The 23456-nt window shown below is 61.1% G+C and carries 21 protein-coding genes; 1 reads left to right on the top strand and 20 read right to left on the bottom strand.

The features are described 5' to 3' along the window. Positions 1-3 precede the first annotated feature (3 nt). Complete coding sequence (locus tag RX395_RS10255) at positions 4-87, top strand: IS3 family transposase (protein ID WP_226812472.1); 84 nt, start codon at positions 4-6, stop codon at positions 85-87. A 207-nt stretch (positions 88-294) separates the two neighbouring features. On the opposite strand, the gene RX395_RS05910 is transcribed toward RX395_RS10255, so the two are convergent. From RX395_RS05910 to glyS, 20 genes are all read right to left on the bottom strand, one after another. Then, positions 295-2016, bottom strand: a complete 1722-nt coding sequence (locus RX395_RS05910) for a proline--tRNA ligase (protein ID WP_271738226.1) — start codon at positions 2014-2016, stop codon at positions 295-297. After that, positions 2017-3099: a flavodoxin-dependent (E)-4-hydroxy-3-methylbut-2-enyl-diphosphate synthase gene (ispG, locus tag RX395_RS05905; RefSeq protein WP_316366185.1), complete on the bottom strand. Its 1083-nt coding sequence runs from the start codon at positions 3097-3099 to the stop codon at positions 2017-2019. 13 nt (positions 3100-3112) lie between these two features. Beyond that, positions 3113-4474 (bottom strand): M50 family metallopeptidase, encoded by a 1362-nt coding sequence (locus RX395_RS05900; protein WP_316366184.1) that lies wholly within the window; start codon positions 4472-4474, stop codon positions 3113-3115. Between the two features lie 25 nt (positions 4475-4499). Then, a complete protein-coding gene (dxr, locus tag RX395_RS05895; RefSeq protein WP_316366182.1) occupies positions 4500-5687 on the bottom strand; it encodes a 1-deoxy-D-xylulose-5-phosphate reductoisomerase in 1188 nt (395 codons plus the stop codon). After that, positions 5687-6586, bottom strand: coding sequence for a phosphatidate cytidylyltransferase (locus RX395_RS05890; RefSeq protein WP_316366181.1), 900 nt, complete (start codon positions 6584-6586; stop codon positions 5687-5689). The genes dxr and RX395_RS05890 overlap by 1 nt, the downstream gene beginning before the upstream one ends. A gap of 2 nt (positions 6587-6588) precedes the next feature. Beyond that, positions 6589-7383, bottom strand: coding sequence for an isoprenyl transferase (locus tag RX395_RS05885; protein WP_316366179.1), 795 nt, complete (start codon positions 7381-7383; stop codon positions 6589-6591). 1 nt (position 7384) lies between these two features. Then, positions 7385-7921 (bottom strand): ribosome recycling factor, encoded by a 537-nt coding sequence (gene frr, locus RX395_RS05880; protein ID WP_006236112.1) that lies wholly within the window; start codon positions 7919-7921, stop codon positions 7385-7387. Positions 7922-7923: 2 nt separating this feature from the next. Next, positions 7924-8646: a UMP kinase gene (gene pyrH, locus RX395_RS05875; RefSeq protein WP_035138557.1), complete on the bottom strand. Its 723-nt coding sequence runs from the start codon at positions 8644-8646 to the stop codon at positions 7924-7926. A gap of 117 nt (positions 8647-8763) precedes the next feature. Continuing rightward, positions 8764-9633, bottom strand: coding sequence for a translation elongation factor Ts (gene tsf / locus RX395_RS05870; RefSeq protein WP_022094736.1), 870 nt, complete (start codon positions 9631-9633; stop codon positions 8764-8766). A 45-nt stretch (positions 9634-9678) separates the two neighbouring features. After that, positions 9679-10407 carry a 30S ribosomal protein S2 gene (gene rpsB, locus RX395_RS05865; protein ID WP_006236109.1) on the bottom strand — a complete coding sequence of 243 codons (729 nt, stop codon included), beginning with the start codon at positions 10405-10407 and terminating at the stop codon, positions 9679-9681. 219 nt (positions 10408-10626) lie between these two features. Beyond that, complete coding sequence (locus tag RX395_RS05860; protein WP_316366190.1) at positions 10627-11535, bottom strand: tyrosine recombinase; 909 nt, start codon at positions 11533-11535, stop codon at positions 10627-10629. A gap of 8 nt (positions 11536-11543) precedes the next feature. After that, positions 11544-12881 carry a methylenetetrahydrofolate--tRNA-(uracil(54)-C(5))-methyltransferase (FADH(2)-oxidizing) TrmFO gene (gene trmFO, locus RX395_RS05855; RefSeq protein ID WP_316366175.1) on the bottom strand — a complete coding sequence of 446 codons (1338 nt, stop codon included), beginning with the start codon at positions 12879-12881 and terminating at the stop codon, positions 11544-11546. 14 nt (positions 12882-12895) lie between these two features. After that, positions 12896-13828: a DNA-processing protein DprA gene (locus RX395_RS05850; protein ID WP_316366173.1), complete on the bottom strand. Its 933-nt coding sequence runs from the start codon at positions 13826-13828 to the stop codon at positions 12896-12898. Then, on the bottom strand, positions 13828-15351 hold the full coding sequence (locus RX395_RS05845; protein ID WP_316366171.1) for a YifB family Mg chelatase-like AAA ATPase: 1524 nt from the start codon (positions 15349-15351) through the stop codon (positions 13828-13830). Before RX395_RS05845 ends, RX395_RS05850 begins: the two co-directional genes overlap by 1 nt. Next, the gene (locus tag RX395_RS05840) at positions 15351-15836 is read right to left on the bottom strand and encodes a YraN family protein (RefSeq protein WP_152068233.1); all 486 of its coding nucleotides are present in this window, start codon (positions 15834-15836) and stop codon (positions 15351-15353) included. The genes RX395_RS05845 and RX395_RS05840 overlap by 1 nt, the downstream gene beginning before the upstream one ends. A gap of 189 nt (positions 15837-16025) precedes the next feature. After that, complete coding sequence (locus RX395_RS05835; RefSeq protein ID WP_055250018.1) at positions 16026-16814, bottom strand: ribonuclease HII; 789 nt, start codon at positions 16812-16814, stop codon at positions 16026-16028. A gap of 93 nt (positions 16815-16907) precedes the next feature. After that, positions 16908-17249, bottom strand: a complete 342-nt coding sequence (rplS, locus tag RX395_RS05830; protein WP_006236098.1) for a 50S ribosomal protein L19 — start codon at positions 17247-17249, stop codon at positions 16908-16910. 209 nt (positions 17250-17458) lie between these two features. Then, a complete protein-coding gene (gene ppdK / locus RX395_RS05825) occupies positions 17459-20209 on the bottom strand; it encodes a pyruvate, phosphate dikinase (protein WP_316366167.1) in 2751 nt (916 codons plus the stop codon). 246 nt (positions 20210-20455) lie between these two features. Then, a complete protein-coding gene (locus RX395_RS05820; protein ID WP_316366165.1) occupies positions 20456-21325 on the bottom strand; it encodes a pyruvate, water dikinase regulatory protein in 870 nt (289 codons plus the stop codon). A gap of 34 nt (positions 21326-21359) precedes the next feature. Beyond that, the gene (glyS, locus tag RX395_RS05815; RefSeq protein WP_316366163.1) at positions 21360-23456 is read right to left on the bottom strand and encodes a glycine--tRNA ligase subunit beta; all 2097 of its coding nucleotides are present in this window, start codon (positions 23454-23456) and stop codon (positions 21360-21362) included.

Genomic DNA, 23456 nt, shown 5'->3' with positions numbered 1-23456 from the left:
TACATAGAGCTCTATTACAATAGGGTGCGCATGCATTCCACCCTGGGCTACATGTCTCCAGTGGAATACGAGCGGCAATACGCTTGATGGTCCTTAAAAGAAAGTCCAGTTTATCCTTCCCACTCCAAAAGCCTCCCATTTCTCATGTCCAAGAAATGGGAGGCAGTTCAATGGGCTGTGGGGTTTTCCTTTACCCGTCGAGCTAATTCACGCAACAAAAAGGACTGCCCCGCATCTCATCCTAAGAGAGATACGGAGCAGTCCTGCAATTACATCTAATAGCAGAAGCGTAGATTAGCGACGGGCAGCCTTCACAAGCTCGGCGACCTTGGCGACGACCTCGTCGATCGCCACATCCTCGCGTTCACCCGTGGCACGGTCCTTGAGCTCAACGGTGCCATTCTTAAGGCCACGCTTACCCAGAACGACCTGATACGGGAAACCCATAAGGTCGTTGTCGGCAAACTTAAAGCCGGGACGCTCGTCGCGGTCGTCGACGACAACCTCGATACCCTCGGCGCACAGGCCATCAACGATCTGCTCGCAGACGGTAGCGCACTCCTCCTTCTTGGGATCGAGCGGAATCACCGCGACCTCGTACGGGGCAACGGAGACCGGCCAGACGATACCGTGCTCGTCGTTGTGCTGCTCCACGACGGCAGCGAGCGAGCGGGACACACCAACGCCGTAGCAGCCCATGATGAGCGGCTTCTCCTTGCCGTCCTCGTCCATAAAGGTGGCACCCATGGCCTCGGAATACTTGGTGCCCAGCTGGAAGACCTGGGAGACCTCGATGCCGCGAGCAGCGGAGAGCGGCTTGCCGCAGTGCGGGCAGGGATCGCCGGCCACAACGGTTACCAGGTCGGCCCACTCGTCTACGGTAAAGTCGCGCTCGGGGCAGGCACCGGTAAAGTGATAGTCGACCTCGTTGGCGCCGCAGGCCCACTGCTTAGACTCACGCAGGCTCTCGTCACACACCAGGCGGATGCCCTCGGGCAAGTTAACCGGTCCGATAAAGCCCTTATGCAGACCATAAGTCTGGAGCTCCTCATCAGTCATCATTCGATAGCCCTTGCCAAAGACATGCTCGGCCTTGCAATCATTGAGCTCGTGGTCGCCCGGAACAATGGCCACGACTGGCTTGCCCTCAGCGTCAATGAGAGCCAAGGACTTGCGTGTACCGTTCTCGGGGAAGCCGAAGAACTTTGCAACGGCCTCGATGGTGCCCATGCCCGGAGTCTCGACCTTGGTAAGCGTACCGTCGCCAGGACCCTCGGTCACGACGACCTTGGTGCTTGCCGCCTCGTCATCGGCAGCAAAGCCGCAATCGTCGCAGTAGACCAGCGAAGCCTCGCCAGCGTCGGCCAAAGCCATGTACTCAACGGAGGTATCGCCACCGATCTCACCAGAGTCGGCAACAACAGGCAGGGCCTTGATGTAGCAGCGCTCGCAGATGTTAGCGTAGGCCTGCTTCATCTTGTCGTACTCCTCCTGCAGGCTCTCCTGCGTGGCGGAGAAGCTGTAGGCGTCCTTCATGATGAACTCGCGACCGCGCATCAGGCCAAAGCGGGGACGGAACTCGTCGCGGAACTTGTCCTGAATGTGGTACAGGTTGACGGGCAGCTGCTTGTAGGAACGCAGCTCATTGCGAACCAAGGCGGTCACGGTCTCCTCGTGCGTGGGGCCCAGGACGAACTCGCGACCGTGACGGTCGTCAAAGCGCACAAGCTCCTTGCCATAGGCGTCGATGCGGCCGGACTCACGCCACAACTCGGCATCGACCATGATAGGCATCATAAGCTCCTGGGCGCCGGCGGCGTCCATCTCGTCGCGCACGATGTTCTCGATCTTACGAATCGAGCGCCAAGCAAGCGGCAGGTAGGAATATAGACCGGCGGCCTCCTTGCGGATCATGCCGGCACGGAGCAGCAGACGGTGGCTGGCGAGCTCAGCGTCCGCCGGATCCTCTTTAAGCGTCGGCGCATAAAGCTTAGACATATACATTGCTCGGGTCATTTACTTCTCCTCAATAAGTTTGTCGACCTCGGCCATCAGCGCGTCGACAATTTGATCCTCAGCTACTTTACCAATGATCTGGCCATGCGAAAAGAGCAGGCCCTGACCTCGTCCGCAGGCAACGCCCAAGTCGGCGTCAGAGGCCTCGCCGGGGCCATTGACCGCGCATCCCATAACGGCGATCGAAAGCGGCGCGGAGTAGTTCTTAAGCCGCTCGGTGACCTCCTCGGCGATGGGAATGAGGTTAACCTGGCAGCGGGCACACGTGGGGCACGAGACAATCTCGGGACCACGGCGACGCAGGCCCAGCGACTGCAAAATTCCCCAGGCGACCGGCGGCTCCTCAACCGGATCGGCCGTGAGAGAGACGCGCATGGTGTCACCGATACCCTCAGACAGCAGAATACCAAGGCCCACCGAGCTCTTAATGGTGCCCTGAAGCTTGGTACCCGCCTCGGTAACGCCCAGGTGAAGCGGAACGTGGGGAATCTCACGCGACAGGGCTCGATAGGTATCGAGCGTCGTTTGCACGCTATGGGCCTTGGCCGAAAGCACAATGTTCGTAAAGCCGCGGTCCTCAAAGTGCTTGACGAAGCGCTCGCTCGACATCACGAGCTTTTCGGGCTGCGTGAGGTCTTCGCGCTCGGCGATATCCTGCTCAAGCGAGCCCGCGTTCACGCCAATGCGAATCGCGCACCCAGCGGCGCCCGCGGCATCGATCACGGCATCGACCTTGGCCCAATCGCCAATGTTGCCGGGATTGATGCGGAGCTTGGCGGCACCGGCCTCCACAGCGCCAATGGCCAGCTTGTGGTTAAAGTGGATATCGGCAACGATTGGCACCGGAGACTCGGCACAGATGGTGCGGAAACCCTCAAGCGCGGCCTCAGTGGGCACGCTCACACGCACGATATCGCAGCCAGCCTGCGCCAACGCGCACACTTGCGCAAGTGTTGCCTGGGCATCAGCGGTATCGGTGCAGGTCATGGATTGGACCACCACCGGCGCACCGCCACCGATCTGCACACCGCCCACATGCACGGGGCGAGTCAAATCGCGAGGCAAAGGATGGGATAAAGACAATCCAAACACTCCCCTACAGAATAAATCGAAGGATGTCGGAACGAAGCATATAGACAAACAGCAGCGCAAAGAGCGCGATGCCCACATAGCTCACAATCGTCTGGACCTTGAGCGGAAGCTCGCGGCCCACAATCTTTTGAATGATCTCGATGACCAGCTTGCCGCCATCGAGTGGTGGGATGGGCAGCAGGTTCATAAAGCCAAGCGAGAACGAAATGAGGGCGGCAAACGAAAGGAACGTGGCAGGACCGGCAGCAGCAGCCTGTGAGGACATAACGCTAATACCCACGATCGAAGAAGACTGATCGAGAATCTCCATCGTATGCTGCGGCTGGAGCAGGCGCATCACGCCCTCCGCGGTCTGCACAACATAGGAGAATGACAGACGCGCCGAGGTGATGGGGTCCAAACGGACTACCTGCGTAGAGGCATACACACCTAGGCGCTCGTCCTCTTTGAGCGCAACCGTGGTCGAATGCTGCTTGCCGTCACGCTCGTACTCGATGGCGATATCGTCCTTACCGGCGGCCTTGCCGATAGCATCGTAAACGTTCATCCATGTGGAGCACGATACACCGTCAACCGAAAGGATCGCATCACCAGCCTCGATACCTGCCTTGGCGGCAATAGACCCCTCGTCAACCTGACCGATCACGTTGGTATCCATCGGCACGGTGACACCCGCAATAGAATAGATGCTCATAAGCAGCAAAAAGCCCGTCAGGATATTGACGAGAATGCCCGCGAGCAGCATAAAGGCGCGCTTGAGAAAACCCTGGCCCAGATAGGTATGCGAACGCTCTTGCGCAAGGAACTCGGCTTCGCCGCACGGCAGCTCCCACACATCGCCCTCGGCAGTTGAATGTTCGCGATCGAACCGGCGGCCGTCAAAGGTGGTGTAGCCTGCCGCGTCTCGCGGCAGCGTCTGATACTTGGTGGGATAGTAGCTCGGCGAGGGCTTCTCCCCTTCCTCATACCAAGGCGCGATAGAGCCCCAACCCAAGAGCAAGGCGCATGCCTCGAGCACGACCTCCTCGGATAGCTCGAGCTCGGCGGCAAGGTCGGCCACGGTCACGCGACCATGACGATAGATAGCCGCGAGCACGCGATCGGCGCACGAGACGTCGGTCGGATCCATACCGCAGATGGCAGCGTAGCCACCCAGCAGCAGCGGGGTCACGCCAAACTTGGTTCCAATGCGACGTGACGTGTAATGGATGTCAAAGCGGCACGGCAGGCCCAAAAAGAACTCGGTCACACGGACGCCGCAGGCACGCGCCGCCAAAAAGTGGCCGCCCTCGTGCAAAAACACGAGGACGGAAAGCATCAACAAGCCCCAAAAGACCGATGAGAGAACGCTCAGAACAGTATCCATAAAACGAAAAAGCAATCCTTATGGGTTAGGAACGGGTTGCGGCGAGCACCTGCGCAGCCTTTTCACGCGCCCACGCATCGATGTCGCGAAGCTGCTCAAACGAATCGACCGCCTGCATATCGTGGGCATCCATGCAGGATTCTACAATGCGATCGATATCGGTAAAGCTGCAGCCATCGTGCAGGAAGGCATCGACGGCGACCTCGTTGGCGGCATTGAGCACGCACGGCATGGTGCCACCCGTCTTGCCAGCACGTTCGGCCAGTGCCAGACAGCGAAAGGTATCCATGTCGGCAGCATCAAACGTGAGCTGCCCCAGCTCGCGGAAATCGATACGAGGCGCCGGGGTATCCCAACGCTCGGGATACGAGAACGCGAACTGGATGGGAATACGCATGTCGGAAGCACCGAGATGCGCCATCACGGAGCCGTCGGCAAACTCGACCATAGAGTGAATCTTGGACTGACGCTGCACGACCACGTTAATGAAATCGAGGTCGCAGTTAAACAGATGCATGGCCTCAATGCGCTCTAGGCCCTTGTTCATGAGGGTGGCGGAGTCGATGGTGATCTTGGCACCCATGGCCCACGTGGGATGTGCGAGGGCATCGGCACGCGTCACGCGATTGAGCTCGTCGCGCGTGCGGCCAAAGAACGGACCGCCCGAGCAGGTAAGCCAAATACAATGAGCCTCGCGCGGGTCCTCCCCCAGATAGCACTGGTAGATGGCGGAGTGCTCAGAGTCGACTGGAATAAGCTGGCCCGGTTGTGCCAACGGCATAAGCAAGTCGCCACCGACGACGAGTGACTCCTTGTTGGCAAGGGCAAGGCGCTTATTAGAGGTCAAGGCCGCATGGCTCGCCTCGAGACCGGCAGCGCCCACAATAGCAACGAGCACGCAGTCGACATCGTCGCGACGCGCGAGCTCGCAAACCGCCTGCGCGCCAACGCCGAGCTTCGTTCCCTCGGGCAACTCCTGCAGCACAGCGTCCGCACCGTGGGCGGCGTCGGCCACGGCAACCGCCGGAACCGAGAACTCGCGGGCAGCGGCAACGAGCTCAGAGGTGCTGGAATTAACGGACAGCGCCGTCACCTGCAGGCGATCAGCATGCTGACGGCACACATCGAGTGCCTGGGTGCCGATAGAGCCCGTACAACCCAGGATGGCAACACGGAGGCGTCCATCGGGGCCATACGTCGTCTGGAATGACATTACAGCACGCCTCCGATCATCAAAAGCAGCTGAGCGGTAATGCAGCCAAAGATAAGCGAGTCGCTACGGTCGAGCATGCCGCCATGGCCCGGGATAAGGTTGCCGGAATCCTTGACGCCCACGCCACGCTTGATGCGCGACTCGATAAGGTCGCCGATAACGCCCAGGACGGACACGACCACGCCGCACAGCAGCGCATAGGGCAGGCTGAGCTTGTAGAAGTGCGTCGCCCACAGAATGAGCCAAATCAAAACCGAGCCCAGGATGCCGCCGACAAACCCCTCCCAGCTCTTTTTGGGAGAGATCTTGGGAACCATCTTGTGCTTACCGATACGGCTGCCCACGATGTAGGCAAACGAATCGGAGACCCAAAGGGACGCGCAAACGCCCACCGAAAGCAGGGCGCCGGCAAAACCGGGCACGGCATCGCGCAGCAGCACGATAGCCGACAGCATAAAGCCAGTGTAGATGGGACCCATGAGCGTAACGGCCACATCAGAGATGCGGGTACGCGGCGACCAGACATACCAAATGCCCACAGCGAGCATCAGGGCAAAAAGCAGGGCATTCAGCAACATCGAATCGCCCAACGCCGACAGCGGAAAGAGTACGGCGGCAGCGATACCCATGCGCTCGTTAGCCATCTTGCCATCGAGCCTCGTCATACGGAAAAACTCATAACAGCACAGACCGCTCATGACGGAAACAAAGATGGCCGTGGGCACGATACCCAAAACCAGGCACAGGATAAAGACGACGGCATAGACGATACCGGCGGCGGCACGGGTAATAAAGCCCGCAAGCCACGAACCGGTGCCATTCTTCGCTGCGGGCGCTCCCGCAGCGACAGCCTTGCGCTCAGATGTCTTGGGAGCAGTTGCCTTGGGACGATCGGACACGATTAAGCCTCCTCGGTCTTGCTCAGTCCACCAAACCTACGGTCACGGCCCTGATAGGCCAAAATGGCGTCGACAAGGCCCCAACGATCAAAGTCGGGCCAATAGGTATCGGTGACATAGAACTCGGAATAAGCCACCTGCCACAGCAGATAGTTCGAAAGGCGCAGCTCACCAGAGGTGCGAATCACAAGCTCAGGATCGGGAAGGCCGGCGGTATAGAGGTGGGAAGCCACCATGTCGTCATCAATTGCGGCAGGATCAATCTTACCGGCGGCAACGTCGAGCGCGATCTGACGGACAGCGCGGGTAATCTCGGCACGCGCGCCGTAGTTGACGGCAAGCGCCAGCGTCATACCGGTGTGATCGGCGCACTCGGCAAGACCGCGTTCAAAAACGTCGCGGGTCTTCTTGGGCAGCGCGGAAATATCACCCAAAAAGACCACGCGCACGTTTTCGCGCTTCAGAAGCGGCAACTCGTCGATGAACGTCTTGGCAAACAGGTGCATCAAGACGTTGACCTCATGCTGCGGGCGGTTCCAGTTTTCGGTAGAAAACGCATAGGCCGAAAGCACGTCGACGCCCAGGCGCACGCAGGCGGTAATGATCTCGCGCAGCGAGACGATACCCGCCTTGTGGCCCTCAGTGCGTGCAAGACCGCGCGACGTGGCCCAACGACCGTTGCCGTCCATGATGCACGAGATATGGTGCGGAATGTTATTGAAGTCAAGGTCGGAAAAACCGACGCCCGCAGGGGCGTCGGCAAAGTACTCGACCAGTTTATGCTCGTCGTATTGCATCTTAGATCTCCATGACCTCGGCTTCTTTTTCCTTCAGAAGCTCCTCGACCTTGGCGACATACTCATCAGTGTGCTTCTGGACCTTGGCCTGCTCGCGACGAACATCGTCCTCGGTGAGCTCCTCATCGCGCTCGAGCTTGTTGTTGAAGTCGCGACGGATGTTACGGATAGACACCTTGGCCTGCTCGGCGTACTCGCGGCACTCCTTGACGAGCTCGCGACGGCGCTCCTCAGTGGGAGCCGGGAACGGAAGACGAACGACGGTGCCATCGGAGTTGGGGGTAATACCCAGATCGGAAGCGCCGATGGCCTTGACGATAGCATTGATGAGTGCCTTGTCCCACGGCTCGATGAGCAGCATGTGGGCCTCGGGGGTCTTGACGGCAGCAACCTGCGTGACCGGAGTGGGAACACCGTAATAATCGACGGTGATGTCGGACAGAATGTTGGCATTGGCGCGGCCGGTACGAACCTTGGAGAAGTTATGCTTGAGGGACTCGAGCGACTTGTCCATGTGGGCGGTGATGTTCTCTGCCATGCTTAATCCTCCTGATAGACGAGCGTGCCGACGGGCTCACCCGAAAGCGCGCGCTTGACGGTGTCCTCGCCATCGATGTTGAGGACCAAAATCGGCATACGGTTGTCCTGGCACAGTGCCGTAGCCGTGGAATCCATAACCTGCAGACCGCGGACGAGAACCTCGTGATAGGTAATCTTGTCAAAACGGACGGCATCGGCGCACTTGACGGGATCCTTATCGTAGATGCCGTCAACCTTGGTGGCTTTAATCAGAATCTCGGCGCCGATCTCGCACGCACGAAGAGCCGCGGCGGTGTCGGTCGTAAAGTACGGATTGCCCGAACCGGCGGCAAAAATAACGACGTTGCCCTTGGAAAGGTGGTTGATGGCACGACGGCGAATATAGGGCTCGCAGATCTCGTTCATCTGGATAGCGCTCATAACGCGGCAGGGAACATCGTTGTGCTCGAAGGCATCCTGCAGGGCGAGCGCGTTCATAACGGTTGCCAGCATGCCCATGTAGTCGGCCTGAGCACGCTCCATGCCACCGGCAGCGCCGGCCATGCCGCGGAAAATATTGCCGCCGCCGACAACGACGCCGACCTCATGGCCAACGGCGAGCAGCTCCTTGACCTGCTTGGCAAGATGGTCGGTAACCTTGGGGTCGATGCCATATTGGCCGTCGCCCATCAGTGCTTCGCCGGAAAGCTTCAGAAGCACGCGTTTATATCGGATGTCGGACAAAGCGATCCTCCTTTAATTAGACTCTCAATATGATATCAAAGGCTCTGATAAGAGCCATGAAAAAGCAGGCTGTGAGTAAAACCCACAGCCTGCTCATTACCAGCTACAAGAGCTTATTTACTCGCCACGGACCAGACGGTCAAAGGCAACGACGGTAATGGTGTCGCCGAGCTCCTTGGAGACCTGCTCAGCGTACTTCTTGATGGTGAGGGAGCTGTCCTTGATGAACTCCTGCTCGGTGAGCACGGACTGCTTGTAGAACTTCTCCAGACGGCCGACAGCCATCTTCTCCTGGATAGCCTCGGGCTTGCCGGACTCGGCAGCCTGGGCCATGTAGATCTGCTTCTCGTGCTCGACGGTCTCGGCCGGAACCTGATCGCGGGTAGCGCAGATCGGGGCGACGGCAGCAACCTGAAGGGCAACGTCGTGAGCGAAGGTCTTGAAGGACTCAGCCTGAGCGGTCTCAGCCTTCTCGAAGGCGAACTCGACGAGGACGCCGATCTTACCACCCATGTGGATGTAAGAAGCGAGCGCGCCGTTCTCAGCCTTGCGGGCAGCGAAGCGGGAGATCTTCATGTTCTCGCCCATGATGTGAATCATCTCGGTGAGCTCGGAGGAAACGGTCTCCTCGCCCATCGGCTTCTCGAGCAGAGCGTCGACGTCAGCAGGCTCGGTGGTAGCGACAACCTCAGCGACCTTGGAAGCAAAGCCGGTGAACTTGGCGTTAGAGCCAACGAAGTCGGTCTCGCAGGAGAGCTCGAGCAGAGCGCCGGTCTTGCCATCCTCGGAGACGAACGCGGCGACAGCGCCCTCGTTGGTCTCACGGCCAGCCTTCTTGGCAGCCTTGGCAAGGCCGTTCTTACGCAGAACGTCGACAGCGGCGTCCATGTCGCCGTCAGCCTCGACGAGAGCCTTCTTGCACTCCATCATCGGGGAGTCGGTCATCTCGCGGAGCTGCTTGACCATAGCGGCGGTAATCTGGGCCATTGTGGTTCCTTTCAAAGAGATGAAAAAGAATTAACTAAGACTGATTTACTCGGCCTTGGGCTCAGCGGCCATCTCGGCCTCGGAGACCTGCTCCTTGCCGGAGCCAGCGAGGCAGGCGTCAGCCATGAGCTCGCACATAAGGGTGACAGCGGAGATAGCGTCATCGTTGCAGGGGATGCCGTACTCGACCTCGTCGGGATCGGAGTTGGTGTCGATCAGGGCGACGACGGGGATGTTCAGGCGCTGGGCCTCCTTGATGGCGTTCTCCTCGCGCTTGGTGTCGATGACGAAGAGAGCCTGGGGCAGACCCTTCATGTCGCGGGCGCCACCGAGGTTGGTCTGGAGCTTGGTGAGCTCCTTGCCGAGAACAGCCTGCTCCTTCTTGGGCAGAACAGCCATGCGGCCGTCCTCGACCATGGCCTCGAGCTCCTCCATGCGGTTGATGCGGGAGCGGATGGTGACGAAGTTGGTCAGCATACCGCCGAGCCAACGCTGGTTGATGTACGGCATGTTGGCGCGCTCAGCAGCGTTCTTGACGGCCTCCTGAGCCTGCTTCTTGGTGCCGACGAACAGCACGTTGCCACCCTTGGCGACGTTCTTGACGAAGGTGTAGGCCTGGTCGGCGTCGAGGATGGTCTGCTTGAGGTCGAGGATGTAGATGCCGTTGCGCTCACCGAAGATGAACGGCTTCATCTTGGGGTTCCAGCGACGGGTCTGGTGACCGAAGTGGCAGCCGGCCTCGAGCAGGGTGCGGATATTAATCTTGGTAGCCATGTTAAACCTCCTGTGGTTTGCCTCCGCGCGGGGTCATCCTCCAAAACCAACCCGGACATGTGCTACCAAAGCCCGGGCACCACGGTATGAAGTAGCCGCGCGTGCGTGATAAAAACATGTTGCCGTGAAGCAACCCGATGAATGATAGCAGGAATGCTTCTTCCTGCCAACCCGCAATCAAAACCACACACCTCGGTGCGGCGCGGGACGTCCCAGCCACTATTCGCCGCGGGGATGGGCTTGAGCCACGGCACGTTTGAGCCGATCGGGTGTGAGATGCGTGTAAATCTGCGTCGTGGACAGGCTCGCATGGCCCAGCAGCTCTTGAACCGAGCGCAGGTCCGCACCGCCCTCGAGCAAGTCGGTCGCAAAGGTATGGCGCATCGCATGCGGGGCGATGTCGGCCGGAATGCCGGCGAGCGTCGCCAGCGTATGGAACCGCCGCCTGAGCATGGCGGCACTCATGCGATTGCCGCGCGCCGATATAAGCAGCGGATGCGGCCCGGTGGCGGGGTCACGGCGCTTTGCCTGAGCGAGCAACACCGGCCTCCCCTCCTCAATATAGAAACGAGTCACATCGAGCGCACGACGATACAAGGGGACGATACGTTCTTTGCTCCCCTTGCCCCACAGGCGCAGCGTGCGCTCGGACCATGAGATGGATTCCACATTGAGCGCCGCAAGCTCTGAGATGCGGGCACCCGAGGCATAGAGCAACTCGAGCATCGCCGCATCGCGCAGTCCCGCGGGTGTTGAGGTATCGGGGGCTTTGAGGAGTGCCTCCACCTGTTGAGTCGTAAGGACGCCCGGCAGGTCGCGCGGCAGCTTGGGCGATGCGATCGCCGAGACCGCATCGCCCTCGACAATCCCCTCGACAGCCATCCACCGATAGAGTGAGCGAATGGCAGACAGGTGTGCCGCAAGGGTCCGAGCCGCCACCTGGCCACGCGACAGCTCGGCCAAATAGGAACGAACGGTCCGTACGTCGGCGGCGCGAGCGTCGATGCCCTCGCGTTCGCACCACGCAGCAAAGCGCTCCAGCCTCGAGCCATAGGCCGTCACCGTGTTGGGAGAAAGTCCCTCGACGCGTGCGATATAGGCGATAAACGAGTCGACGGTGTCGTACAGGTCAAAGGCTATGACCGGTCGCCTCCAAACAGATCGGGGCGAGTGGCCAGATAGGCATCAAGGGCCTCAAGCGCACGGTCCGCATACGCCTGGTAGCGGTCGCGCTTGCTGCGACGCTTACCGTCCTCGAGCGGCGGCACCAGGCCAAAGTTGACATGCATGGGCTGGTAGCCCACGGTGGCAGGATCGGTCGCATAGCCCACGAGCGCGCCCAGGGCGCCCACGCGGGGCAACTCGACGCCCGCGGCGCCGATAGCCTCGGCATAGGTGTTGAACGCCGCGAGCAGACCGGTCGCCACGGCTTCCATGTACCCCTCGGTGCCGGTGATCTGACCGGCCAGGCGCACGCCGGTACCAGGCACGGCAAAGGTGCCATCGAGCACGTGCGGGGCGTCGACAAAGGTATTGCGGTGCATGACGCCGTAGCGGAAGAACTCAGCGTTCTCCAGGCCCGGCACCATATGGAAGACGCGCTTCTGCTCGCCAAAGGTCAAGTTGGTCTGGAAGCCCACCAGGTTATAGGCGGTCTTCTCCTTGTTCTCGGCACGCAGCTGAATCGCCGCCCAGGGGCGACGTCCGGTACGCGGGTCGGTGAGGCCGACGGGCTTCATGGCGCCAAAGCGAATGGCGTCCTTGCCGGTGCGCGCAACTTCCTCGGCAGGCTGGCAAGCCTGGAACAGATCGCCGCCCTCAAAGTCTTTGAGCACCACGCGGTCGGCCGTGGTAAGCGCCTCGATAAAGGCCTCGTACTCCTCCTTATTGAGCGGAGCGTTGAGATAGTCGCCGCCCCCCTGCTCCTCGTAGCGCGACTGCGAGAACAGCACGTCCATATCGAGCGTGGAGGCATCGACGATCGGCGCCGCCGCATCAAAGAATGCCAGGGCATCGCCACCGACGAGCTTCATAACCTCTTCGCTCAGCGCCGGTGAACACAGCGGGCCCGCGGCAATGACCACGTGACCCTCGGGAATCTGCGTGACCTCGCCGTGCACGACCTCGATATTGGGACGGGCGGCAACCTCGGCCTCGACAAGCTCGGAAAACTTGACGCGGTCGACCGCCAGGGCACCGCCGGCGGGAACAGCCGCGCGATGGGCGCAATCGAGCAGGACTGAACCCATGCGCTCAAGCTCGGCCTTCAGCAAACCAGCCGCAGAATCCGGACGGGTCGACTTAAACGAATTGGAGCAGACGAGCTCTGCCAGGTGATCGGTATGGTGGGCCGGGGAGCTCACCTGGGGGCGCATCTCGCACAGCTTTACGGCAAACCCGCGGTCTGCCAGCTGGATCGCGCACTCCGAACCCGCCAGACCGCCACCGATAACCGTCACCTGATCGAACTGCATCTGCAAACACCTTTCTAATTGACACGTTTTCCATTGTGACCGAAGGGCGTCTGGGCGTGAAGGGCAAACTTGGAGGGCGCATACCTTCCATCCATCATGCGCTCGATAAGGCCCTCGAGTTCAAGCGAACCCAAGAGTTTGAGTACGCCGACTGCATCGAGCGACACGAGTGCCGCGATGTCGTCGACCTTGAGCGGAGAGGCGATGAGCGCATGCATCACGGTCTGCTGCATGGGGTCCAGATCGGCGATACCGGGCGCATCGGGACGCGAATAGCGCAAGGTGCCGTAGATTCGCGAGATGGCCATCTCAATAGATTCCTCGTCGATAATGCAGCAGGCCCCGTTGGCGATGAGGTAGTTGGTCCCGCGCGACTCGGGTGACAAGATGGATCCCGGTACCGCAAGCAGCTCGCGCCCCAGGTCCATGGCGGCCTCCGCCGTCGAGAACGTGCCCGAGGGCATGCCGGCCTCCGACACAAAGAGCGCCTGCGAAAGCGCGGCAATCACGCGATTGCGGCGCGGAAAGGCAAACTTGCGCGGACCCATGCCCCACGGAGAGATCGACACGACCGCGCCACCCGTATCGAGCGTGCGCGTAATAAGCCCCGCGCTCGAACGCGGGTAGACCACGTCGGCACCCGTCCCCATTACCACGACGTGTTTGCCGCCGGCGTTGACCGCAGCCCAACCCGAGGCCTGGTCACAACCGACCGCGCCGCCCGAAACTACCGTCACTCCCGCCTCGACCGCAACCTTTGCCGCAAGCTCTGCCACGGCAAGACCATACGGCGAGGCCTTTCGCGCGCCGATGATGGAGAGCGCGGGCGTCGAAAGCACCTCGGGGTTGCCGCGCACATAGAGCGTCTGAGGTACATCAGAAAGCTCCAAAACGGTCTCGGGATACAACGCGTTACCTGGATGCAGCTCGAAGGTCCCCTCGGCCATCATTGGTCCCTCCTTCCCTGGTACATCGCCGCCTCGAGCACGTGGTCCTGCGTCACTTGCTCGCTCTCGGCGACGTCGGCGATTGTACGCGCGATACGCACCAGGCGCACGATGCCGCGACCCGTAAGATGCGTGCGCTTCGACAGGCCGAGCACACACTTCTCCGCCGCATCATCGAGCTCAAAGGTCGAAACGACGCCGTCAATGGACCGCGTCTCGTCATCCTCGGCCTCGGCATCCGCATCGTCCATACGGGATTCGCGCCAAGCGCGAAAGGCGCGACCGCGCACAACGTAGTCACGTAACTCGGCCGACGACATACCCTCCGCACCCTCGATAATCACTTGGGGGTCGGGACGGGTCACATCGATCATCATGTCGATACGGTCGGCCAAAGGACCGCGCAGCTTAGCCCGATAGCGCTCCACCATCGCCGCCGAGCAGCGACACGGCACCTCGCGATCGCCCAAAAAGCCGCAGGGGCAGGGATTGCTCGCAGCCAGCAGCTGAAAGCGCGACGGGAAGGTAAAAGCCCCGTCGACGCGTACGATCCTCACGTAGCCGCGCTCGATGGGCTGACGCAGCGTCTGCAGCACTCCAGTGGGAAACTCGGCAAGCTCGTCCAAAAAGAGCACGCCGCCATGAGCAAGGCTGATCTCACCCGGGTGCACCGGGCGCCCGCCGCCGATAAGGCCTGCGGTCGAAATACTGTGGTGGGGACTGCGGAAGGGGCGGTGCCCCGCCAACAAGCCATCAATGTTCTCACCCAAAACCGAATGGATGCACAGTGCCTCCTGCTGATCCTCAACGGAAAGCTCGGGCAGGATGCCGGTCATACGGCGTGCGAGCATCGTCTTGCCCGATCCCGGAGACCCGATCATGAGCAAGCCGAGTTCTCCTGCCGCCGCAAGCGCCATGCCGCGTTTAGCGACTTCCTGCCCCAGCACGTCTGCATAGTCGAGCTCGGGCTCAAAGGTCGCCTCGACACCCTCGGAATCCAAGTAGTGCCGTGCGGCATCGCCCATGCCGTGAGCAAGCTGAGACAGATGGTCGATAAAGCCGCAATCCACGCCCGCGAGTGGCACATGCTGGTCGGACCTGCCGGCGATAAAAGACAGCCCCATGTCGCGAGCCAATAGCTGAAACGCCACCTCGCCTTTGACAGGAAGCACCGTGCCGTCCAAGCCGAGCTCGCCGGCGATAAGACAACGATCGAGGTTGTCGCGGGGAATCTGACCATCGGCCGCTAGAACCGCGATGGCGATGGGCAGATCAAAGCCGCTACCGGTCTTGCGAATATCGCCGGGCGCCAGATTGACCGTAATGCCCGAGCGCGGGATCTCAAAGCCGGCCGAGCGCATCGCACAGCGAATACGACCACGTGACTCCATCACCTCCATACTCGGGATGCCGAGCATCTGAATGCCCGGAACGCCGCCGGCAAGCGAGACCTCGACCGTGACGTGAATCGCCTCGACGCCGCGGATGCAGGCCGCGTGAACGGCAAACGTCTCGAACGCCATCACGACACCTGCCAATCGAACGCGTTGTACTGGTGCTCGATCTCGGCGATATGCCCGTCGCGGATGGTGACGCCCACGGCATCGAAGCGAATCGCCTTGAGCGGATAATGCTCCATGAGATAGCAACTTGCGATGCGGCGGTAGCGGCGTTGCTTTTGGGCGTCCACGGCCTCCTCGGGAAAGACCCGCGTGTTGCAATCCAGCGCAACGCGTCTGGTCTTGACCTCGGCCATCACCACGACATCGTCGAGCTCATCGAGCAGCACCAGATCGGCCTCGCCCTCGGTGCAACGATAACCCTGCTCCAGCAAGGTGTAGCCGCGCTCGTTAAAGTAGTCGATGGTGATCAGCTCGCCTAGCATGCCCAGCTCGCGGGGACTGAGTCCCTTGATAAACTCGGGCGTCATCGCCCCACAGTCGAGCTCGCCGTTTTCCCAACGCTCCTTGAGCTGCTGCGTCTTGCTCTTTTTGCTTGCGGCACTCATGGGGTCTCCTTTCCCGCACACTGCATTGCCCCGATGATGAGGGCACCTTTCATGCGGGTAAGTACCGGAAGCAAACCAAAAGCTGACCAAATGCCGACAAAAAACGGGCCGTACGCAGCAATGCTGCTGCATACGGCCCGCTACCAGCAGGTTTATAAAACCACAGAGGTCCCTGTCTCCACAATTGGCCTAGAAAAGGCGCTCAGTCTGCAGAAAGTTTCCGCAAAAGCTCACGCGGTGCAGCGGACAAAGTCCATGTTTGCGAATGGCCTCGATGTGCTCGGGGCTCGCATAGCCCTTCGACTCGGCCAGATGGTACTCGGGGTACTCGGCGTCGTACTCGACCATCATCTCGTCACGCGTGACCTTGGCCATGATGGACGCTGCGGCGATGCAGGCGATCTTGGCATCGCCTTTCACCACATCGCGCTCGTTAGGAACAGCGCCCAAGGGGTTGCCATCCATGAGGACGCAGTCGGGTTCAAGTCCCGTATCGGCCACGGCGCCCGCAACGGCGGTACGGATAGCACGGGCCATGCCCATCTCATCGATATCCTTAGGCGCGATATGGCAAAAACCGATCGCCGTCGCCACCTCGGCAATCTTCACTGAGAGCAACTCGCGGCGCGCCGGCGTGAGCTTTTTGGAATCGTTGATGCCCCAGACGCGCGGCTCCATGGGAAGGCACACGGCACACACGGTTAAGGGGCCCGCTACCGAGCCGCGGCCCACCTCGTCGACACCAACGACCACCCCATCGCCGCCAAGCTCATGCATAAGCTCGTACATGTCATTGACGCGCTCGCGCTCGGCAAGTTCCTTAGCATGGCGTTTGAGGGCGCGTTCACAAGCCTTGATCACCTGCTGGCGCGGGTCCTCGCGATAATGCTCCACGAGGGCGGGGATCTCCTCAAACGTTGCGCTCGCTAGCTCTCCGGCAACCTGCGATGCCGAAACCGAGCTCGTCATATTGGCCATACCAGGCCCTCCTTGCATGCAAATCAGATAAAAAGAAGGGCCACCCGAAGGTGACCCTTGTGTCCAAACGAGTGGACAGACGCTGCGATCTTCTTAGCGCTTCTCGGGGATGCGAGCAGCCTTGCCCACCTTGTCGCGGAGGTAGTACAGCTTGGCGCGACGGACGCGACCATGACGAACGACCTCGAGCTTGGCGATCTTGGGGCTGTGAAGCGGGAAGGTACGCTCAACACCGACACCGAAGGACATCTTGCGGACGGTGAAGGTCTCGCGGGCACCGGCGCCGGCCATGCGGATGACGTCGCCCTGGAAGACCTGGATGCGCTCGCGGTCGCCTTCCTTAATGCGGTAGTGAACCTTGACGTTGTCGGCGACGCGAACCTGAGGAATGTCCTCGCGGATCTGCTGACGCTCGATTGCGCGGATGTAATCCATGTGCAATTCCTTACTCTTCTAGAGGTGCCGTACCACTCTGGCCGGCACGTAGTTGAACAAACGTATTCGAGTATACACGCGCGGGTTTCTGCTGCAAGAACAATTTTTTACGCAGACAAAAAGACAAAACCCGCACATGATAACCGTCCGCCTCACGAATGAGACGGACGGCATGAGGGGGGCTACGTTAGGCGTCTGAACCCAAAACGTTACGCGGAGCGCTTCGCCTCGAGCTTGGCCTGGGCGGCAGCCAGGCGTGCGAGGGGCACGCGGTAGGGCGAGCAGGACACGTAGTCCACGTCGGCCACATTAAACAGGCCCTTGATGGACTTGGGGTCGCCGCCGTGCTCGCCACACACGCCAAAGTGCATGTCGGGGTTGGTGGCGCGACCCTTCTCCACGGCCATGCGCACGAGCTCCAGCACCGCCGCGTCGATGGTCTCGAAGGGGTTGTCCTTCAGAATTTTCTTATGCATGTACAGCGGGATGAACTTGGCCTCGGCATCGTCACGGGAGAAGCCGAAGGTGGTCTGGGTCAGGTCGTTGGTGCCAAAGCAGAAGAAGTCTGCGTGATGGGCAATCTCGTCAGCGACCATGCAGGCGCGCGGCAGCTCGAGCATCGTGCCCACGGGAATATTGAGCTCGACACCCTCCTCGGCGGAGACCTCGGCGATTACGCGCTCGATGACCTCGCGAGTCTGGACATGCTCAGCCGTGATGGAAACGAGCGGAACCATGATCTCGGGATGCGGGTCGACGCCCTCCTTGATAAGGCAGGCAGCGGCCGTGGCGACGGCGCGAACCTGCATGAGCGGCAGATCGCTAAAGACGACGGACAGGCGAACGCCGCGCAGGCCGAGCATGGGGTTCGACTCGACCATGCCGTCGATACGACGCAGGCGGGCGCGCAGGGCTGCAAGCTCTTCCTCGCTGGCGCCGGCGGCTTCCTTCTTGGTGATGGCGACCTCGAGCTCGCGAGGATTATCCAGGAACTCATGAAGCGGCGGATCGAGCAGGCGGACGACCACATCGCGACCGGACATGGTCTTGAACATCGCCAGGAAGTCCTCGGTCTGAACCTTGAGCAGGTCGGCCAGGGCCTGCTGCTTCACGGCCTCATCGTCAGACAGGATAAAGCTCTGGATGATGTTCTTGCGGTCGCCCAGGAACATGTGCTCGGTGCGGCACAGGCCGATGGCCTCGGCGCCAAACTCGAGCGCAAGCTCGGCATCCTCGGGATTGTCGGCGTTGACGCGCACATGGTTGGCATGGCCACAGGTCTCGTCCAGGCGAATCTCGTCGGCCCAGGACAGGATGGTGTCCAGATCGCCGGTAAGCTCGGCGGAGACCAGGTCGACGGCGCCGTCGACGACGATGCCCTGGGTGCCGTCGATGGAGATGACATCGCCCTCGCGCAGCACGCGGTCGCTGCCCTCGATGCGCACGACCTTCTCGGCGGCGTCGATATGGAAGCGCTCAACGCCACAGACGCAGGGCGTACCCATGCCGCGGGCGATAACGGCAGCATGACTCGTCTTGCCACCGTGGCTGGTCAGGATGCCCTCGGCGGCGACCATGCCCTTCAGGTCGTCGGGGTTGGTCTCCCAACGAACCAGAATGACCTTGTGGCCCTCGGCGGAACGCGTGACGGCGTCGTCGCTCGAGAACACGACCTCGCCCACGGCGGCACCGGGGCTGGCGTTCAGACCGCTGGCCAGCGCCTCGTACTTCTTGGAGGCGTCAAACTGCGGGTGCAGGAGTTGGTCGAGCTGCGCGGGATCGATGCGGCTCACGGCCTCCTCGCGGGTGATCAGGCCCTCCTCGACCATTTCGATAGCGATGCGCAGGGCGGCGGTGGCGGTGCGCTTGCCCACGCGGGTCTGGAGCATCCAGAGCTTGCCCTGCTCGATGGTGAACTCGATATCGCACATATCGCGGTAATGGTCCTCGAGCGTCAGGAACACGCGCTCGAGCTCCTCACCTGCGGACTCGAGGCCCGGGGTGGTCTTGAGGTCGGCAATGGGCTCGGTGTTGCGGATGCCGGCGACGACGTCCTCGCCCTGGGCGTTAACCAGAAAATCGCCGTAGAACTCCTTGGTGCCGTCGGCCGGATTACGCGTAAAGGCGACGCCCGTCGCAGAGGTCTCGCCCTTGTTGCCAAAGGCCATGGCCTGCACGTTGACGGCGGTGCCGAGGTCGTCGGAAATGCCATGCTGCTTGCGGTAGATGCAGGCACGCTCGTTCATCCAGCTGCCAAAGACGGCCTGGATGGCAAGGCGTAGCTGAAGCTCCGGGTCGTGCGGGAAGACGGGCTTGCCGTCAGCGACCTCGAGCTCGGGATACAGGGAGGCATCGACGTTCTCGGAGAAGATGCCCTTAAAGGTCTCGACGAGTTCCTGCAGGTCCTCGGCCGAAAGCTCGGAATCGACGCGAACGCCGGCGACCAGACGGGCCTGGGTCAGGGCGTTCTCGAACAGGTCGGCGTCAACGCCCATAACGACGTTGGAGAACATCTGAATAAAGCGGCGGTAGCTATCCCAAGCAAAACGCGGATTTTGCGTCTGGGCGATGAGCCCCTGAACGGAGTCGTCGTTGAGGCCTAAGTTGAGGACCGTGTCCATCATGCCGGGCATGGAGAACGGAGCGCCCGAACGAACCGACACGAGCAGCGGATCGGAGGCGTCGCCGAGCTTCTTGCCGCAGCGGGCCTCGAGGTCCGCCTCGGCAGCAACGATCTCATCGAGTGCGCCCTCGGGCCACACGTTGCCGGCACCGGAGTACTCGACGCAAGTCTGGCAGGTAATGGTAAAGCCACCGGGAACCGGCAGGCCGATGCGGCTCATCTCGGCAAGGTTTGCGCCCTTGCCGCCAAGCACGAAGTTCATGGACTTGTCGCCCTCAGTGACACAGGTGCCCTGGGCGTCGGTTCCAAAACGGTAAACCCTCTTGCAATCGCTCACGATACTTCCCCTTTCATGCACTTACGCGCACGACCGTGGTAACGAATCGACCCGCCAAATGCGGGCCGTGAGGGAACTATACGGCGGGTTTTGAGCGGGCTTAAGCAGAGGATGCGCGGTTTGGTAAACGTGCTAAAACTGGCGGTAAACGGTAGGTAAAGGTGGTTACCTTATGAAGATACCACTGTAAGAAAGTGCAGGTCAGATGCGATATTTTTGCTAAATCGCTTTATCAAAATGCTGCTACTATTGGGCTCGACGGGCGGCGCGGCGGGCACGGGCTTCTTGGATTTCCTCCAAGTGGCTAATGATCTCGGCAGCGCTTTCTTCGATGGCCTTGCCGTCGGTACGCACCACAAAGCAGCCTAGGCGCTTCATGAGCGCACGGGATTCCTCGAGCTCGCTGTGCACGCTCTCAGGCTCGGCATAGGAGCCGGCAACGGCACGAGCGTAGTCATCGCCCAAGCGGCTATCGCGAATTTCGGAAATCACATCGACGGTCGAAATCAGGCCGAACAGGCGCATCGGGTCGACCTCGTAAATCGACTTGGGAGGCTCCATGCCATGCGCCAGTGGGACATTGGCGACCTTGTAGCCCTGATAGGCCAAATACATCGACAGCGGCGTCTTGGACGTGCGCGATACGCCCAGCAGCACGATATCGGCACCCGACAGATCGTCGCAGCCGCGCCCGTCATCGTGCTCAACGAAATACTCCATGGCCTCGATACGATGGAAATAGCGGTCATCGGTCTTGTGAATCACGCCCGCAACGCCCTTGGGCGGCACGCCAATGAGCGACGACAGCACGGCGAGCGTCGGGCCGATCAGGTCGACCGAACGGATATGCAGCATGCCCAGGTAATCGAGCACACGGGCGCGAAGCGCCGGATCGACAATGGTGTGGAACACGGCAATATCGCGATGATCGGCATCGACGCGCGGACCCACAAACGACTTGACCTGCTCTACCGAGTTCACCTTGGGCAGGCGCAAGAGACGAAAAGCCCCTTCATCAAATTGCCCGGACGCCGCAAGCACCACCTCACAAGCGGTATCACCGAGCGAGTCGGAGATAACGATAACGGTGGGACGAGCGGTGACCGGGCAATCCATGCGGGGCTCCTTTTGCGCTTATGCGCAGGCTGGCTTACTTTTTGCGAGCAAGCTCACCGATGTTTGCGATGCCGGAGAAAACGACCTCGAAGCGGTTGAGCAGCTTAAGGCGATTATCGCGAAGCTGCTCGTCCTTGTCCATGACCATGACCTCGTCGAAGAAGCGGTCGATGGGGGCGCGCAGGGCGGCAAGGGCGGCAAATGCGGCCGGGTAATCCTCGGCAGCAAGGGCGGCGTCGACAGCGGTCTGAGCAGCCTCGGAGGCATCGGCAAGCGCGAGCTCGACCTCGCCCATCAGGGCGCGGTCGTACTCCGCGCCCAGCTCGGGCTTGGAGATGTGCGCGGCGCGGGCATAGGCGGTCGCCAGGTTATCGAACGTCTCAGCGTCGTTCTTGCGGGCCTCGTCGAGGGCGGCGCAGCGGGCGAAGAAGACGGACGGGGCGATGATGTGCACCGCGGAGACGGCGGCAACGGTATCGGCCGGGATCTTTTCATCGCGGGCCATGCTCACCAGACGGCCGTGGAAGAAGTCGCGAACCTGCTGAGCGACCTCGGCGGCGTCGAACTCGATACCCTGCTCGCTATAGAGCTCAAGGGCAAAGTCGATAAGCGACGTGGGATCGATCGGCAGACGGTCGCGCAGGATGTTGATGATGCCGATGGCGGCGCGACGCAGCGCGTAGGGGTCCGAAGAGCCAGTCGGGGGCTCGCCGATGGCAAAGATACCGGCGATGGTATCGAGCTTGTCGGCGCAGGCCACGATGCAGCCAGCGGTGCCCTCGGGCAACTCGTCACCGGCAAAGCGGGGACGATAATGATCGCGAATGGCATGGGCGACCTCGTCATTCTCCCCCATCGCGGTCGCGTAATAACCGCCCATCACGCCCTGCTGGCTCGTGAACTCGACGACGGCGTTGGATACCAAGTCGGCCTTGCACAGGTGCGCGGCGCGAGCAGCGTCAGCGGCAAGATGGGCGCCCAGATGAGCCTCACGGGCAATAGCGAGTGCGAGCTGCTCGATGCGCTCGGACTTGGCGAGCACGCTACCGAGCTTCTCCTGGAAGGCCACCTTGGCCAGACGCTCACGGAACTCGTCGAGGGAGATCTTCAGGTCCTCCTCGTAGAAGAACTTGGCGTCGTCCAGACGGGCGCGCACGACGCGCTCGTTGCCGTCGATCACGCGCTCGGCGTTCTCGGGCTTGCTGTTGGAGACGACAACGAACTCACGCGTGAGCTTACCCTCGCCGTCATAGATCGGGAAGTAGCGCTGGTTGGTGAGCATGGACTCGCAGATGATCTCGTGCGGGACCTTGAGGAACTCCTCGTCGAAGGTACCGACGAGCACCGTCGGCCACTCGCAGAGGTTAATGACCTCCTCAAAGACCTTCTTGGGCGTGTCGACATGGCAACCGGGGCGAGCGGCCTCGACCTCGGCGATACCGGCAAGGATGGCCTCGCGACGACGCTCGGCAGAGAGCACGCCGGCGTCCTCGAGCACCTGCTCGTAGACGGCGGGGCTGGCGACCACATGGTCACCGGGGCCAAGCACGCGATGACCGCGCGTGGTGTTGCCGCTCGTCACGTCGGCAAACGATACGGGCACAACATCCTCGCCCAAAAGGCAGCAGATCCAGCGGACCGGACGAACAAAGGTCGCATGCTCGTGACCCCAGCGCTGACTACGGTAGTTGGGCCACTGCAGGCCGGCGATGGTCTTCTCGCACAGGGCCGTCAGGATCGGGGTGGCCGGGGCGGAAGGAATGTTCTTCTCGGCGAACACATACTCGCGACCGTCGGTGTCCTCGCGACGGACCAGGTCCTCGGCAACCACACCGCACTTGCGGGCAAAGCCCTGGGCAGCCTTGGTGGCGTTACCGTCAGCATCGAAGGCAATGTTGGCTGCGGGGCCACGCTTGACCTCGTGAACCTCATCGGTCGCGGTGGCGACGTTAGCCACGAGTGCAGCCAGGCGACGCGGACTCGAGATCACGCGGACCTCGCCGTGGGCCAGACCGGCCTCGTCGAGACCCTTGGCGATCATAGTGCCAAGCTGCTTGACGGCATTGTTCAGCGGTGCAGAGGGCATTTCCTCCGTACCGATCTCAAACAGGAAATCCTTAGCGTCTGCCAT

This window comes from Collinsella aerofaciens, from assembly GCF_032584215.1.
In the GTDB taxonomy this organism is placed as follows: domain Bacteria; phylum Actinomycetota; class Coriobacteriia; order Coriobacteriales; family Coriobacteriaceae; genus Collinsella.
This window is presented reverse-complemented; position numbering and strand designations above follow the sequence as displayed.

Coding starts and splice junctions, on each gene's coding strand:
- RX395_RS05910 (WP_271738226.1), bottom strand. CDS start 2,016: ATGACCCGAGCAATGTATATGTCTAAGCTTTATGCGCCGACGCTTAAA.
- RX395_RS05900 (WP_316366184.1), bottom strand. CDS start 4,474: ATGGATACTGTTCTGAGCGTTCTCTCATCGGTCTTTTGGGGCTTGTTG.
- dxr (WP_316366182.1), bottom strand. CDS start 5,687: ATGTCATTCCAGACGACGTATGGCCCCGATGGACGCCTCCGTGTTGCC.
- RX395_RS05885 (WP_316366179.1), bottom strand. CDS start 7,383: ATGCAATACGACGAGCATAAACTGGTCGAGTACTTTGCCGACGCCCCT.
- frr (WP_006236112.1), bottom strand. CDS start 7,921: ATGGCAGAGAACATCACCGCCCACATGGACAAGTCGCTCGAGTCCCTC.
- tsf (WP_022094736.1), bottom strand. CDS start 9,633: ATGGCCCAGATTACCGCCGCTATGGTCAAGCAGCTCCGCGAGATGACC.
- rpsB (WP_006236109.1), bottom strand. CDS start 10,407: ATGGCTACCAAGATTAATATCCGCACCCTGCTCGAGGCCGGCTGCCAC.
- trmFO (WP_316366175.1), bottom strand. CDS start 12,881: ATGCAGTTCGATCAGGTGACGGTTATCGGTGGCGGTCTGGCGGGTTCG.
- RX395_RS05850 (WP_316366173.1), bottom strand. CDS start 13,828: ATGGCCGAGGGGACCTTCGAGCTGCATCCAGGTAACGCGTTGTATCCC.
- RX395_RS05845 (WP_316366171.1), bottom strand. CDS start 15,351: ATGGCGTTCGAGACGTTTGCCGTTCACGCGGCCTGCATCCGCGGCGTC.
- RX395_RS05840 (WP_152068233.1), bottom strand. CDS start 15,836: ATGAGTGCCGCAAGCAAAAAGAGCAAGACGCAGCAGCTCAAGGAGCGT.
- RX395_RS05835 (WP_055250018.1), bottom strand. CDS start 16,814: ATGGCCAATATGACGAGCTCGGTTTCGGCATCGCAGGTTGCCGGAGAG.
- rplS (WP_006236098.1), bottom strand. CDS start 17,249: ATGGATTACATCCGCGCAATCGAGCGTCAGCAGATCCGCGAGGACATT.
- RX395_RS05820 (WP_316366165.1), bottom strand. CDS start 21,325: ATGGATTGCCCGGTCACCGCTCGTCCCACCGTTATCGTTATCTCCGAC.
- glyS (WP_316366163.1), bottom strand. CDS start 23,456: ATGGCAGACGCTAAGGATTTCCTGTTTGAGATCGGTACGGAGGAAATG.